This is a genomic window from Candidatus Obscuribacterales bacterium, from assembly GCA_036703605.1.
GTDB lineage: Bacteria > Cyanobacteriota > Cyanobacteriia > RECH01 > RECH01 > RECH01.
Genome location: DATNRH010001154.1, coordinates 1 through 1,395 on the forward strand (window position 1 = coordinate 1; position 1,395 = coordinate 1,395).

The window sequence follows — 1,395 nt, forward strand, 5'->3', positions numbered from 1 at the left end:
AGGTCCTAGATGTCAGGTGCAAGAGTCCTGCCTCAAGAAGTGTATCGCCAAGATCAAGATCAACCGTTAGGATGCCATTGATAACCACATTTCCGAGGGTTGGGATTTCGTAATCCCCCAACAAGAGCGTGACGACTTCGGGGGCTATCACAGATCCGGAGTTGAGGCTAGGACTTGCCGGCCCAGAAATGCCTCCGCTCGAGTCTGAGGTTGACCCCATGCCTCCGCTCGAGTCTGAGGTAGGTTCCGAGACTTCTGACCCCATGCCTCCGCTCGAGTCTGAGGTAAGTTCCGAGACTTCTGAGGCATTCTGGGTCGATAGTGGAACAGATGTATCTGCAGAATACGTGATATTAACAGTGTCATGCGTTGCAAGACCGGTGCTCATTGTTGAAGAGGATGCAATGGTGGGTGTAACCAGAACAGGTGGAGCAGCGAAGGTCGAAGTAGAGGGTGTAGACGACGGCGTAGAGGCCAAGGAAGTGGACAAGAATGGCAACGTTGGGGTAGGGCCAGGCCCAAAGTTCGTTGGGGACATAGTCGGAGAAGGGATTGGCGGTGGGGGATTCATCACACAGCAAGATGAAGGAAAGTTGCACGTTGAGGGCGCCGCAGTCTTCAGAATGAAACCGTCTTCAGTTCCGAAATATGAAGCTTGGTCCAGGACGGAACTGGGGCCCTTGTACCGCCCTGTAAACCAGAGACTGTCCTACGAGGTTAGCTGAGAACATTACTTCAGCAGGGGACCATGCCACACCCTCCAGCTGTGTGCTTTCTGACGGGAAGCCTGAGACATCTAGTATCTAGGATATGAATAGAGAAACGATACCGTGCCGTTGAGATCCAGTATCGCAAGGTAGCCGTAGCGGTGGTCTTGTGGGGCATCCGGTGGAAGAGCATCCGCTGGTGCATTCCAATTCCAAGTGACGTTTGCCCAGCCATAGCTACCGCTCACATAGACAATGTTCGTTGCAGGGTCGATGTCTACGCTCCGAACGCGGACAAAATCTCCTAGGGTGCTGATCGTATGCTAGAGGTCAGGGAGTCCCTTACCGTGCCGAGTGTATGTGTGCGGATAACGCCGCTGGATATGTTGTAGATAGTATAAAGCAAAAAGCGGACGGTGGTGCTGCCATCGCTGTCGTCACTAAGAGACCAAGCACCCTCGGAGACCCACACAAATACAAAAAGATCCCCCAGTAGGTCGCTGTACATTTCGGCACCTGCGGTGGCCTCATCGAAAGTCCCAGATATCACCACAGGTTGCCCGTCGAGTGCGGTCTCATGGCGCGCTATGAATATGTTGGTAGGATTGGTTGATACAATGATCATGCCATGTACTCCAGGGTTCCCATTGGGAAATAGGGCTCCTGTTCGCGCGAGTAGAGCGCTTTG

The 1,395-nt window shown here is 53.2% G+C and carries 1 protein-coding gene; it reads left to right on the forward strand.

The genetic code is table 11. From position 1 onward, the window contains the following. Nucleotides 1–218 precede the first annotated feature (218 nt). Nucleotides 219–725 (forward strand): hypothetical protein, encoded by a 507-nt coding sequence (locus V6D20_23875; GenBank protein ID HEY9818819.1) that lies wholly within the window; start codon nucleotides 219–221, stop codon nucleotides 723–725. Nucleotides 726–1,395: the final 670 nt, after the last annotated feature.

Coding starts and splice junctions, on each gene's coding strand:
- V6D20_23875 (HEY9818819.1), top strand. CDS start 219: ATGCCTCCGCTCGAGTCTGAGGTAGGTTCCGAGACTTCTGACCCCATG.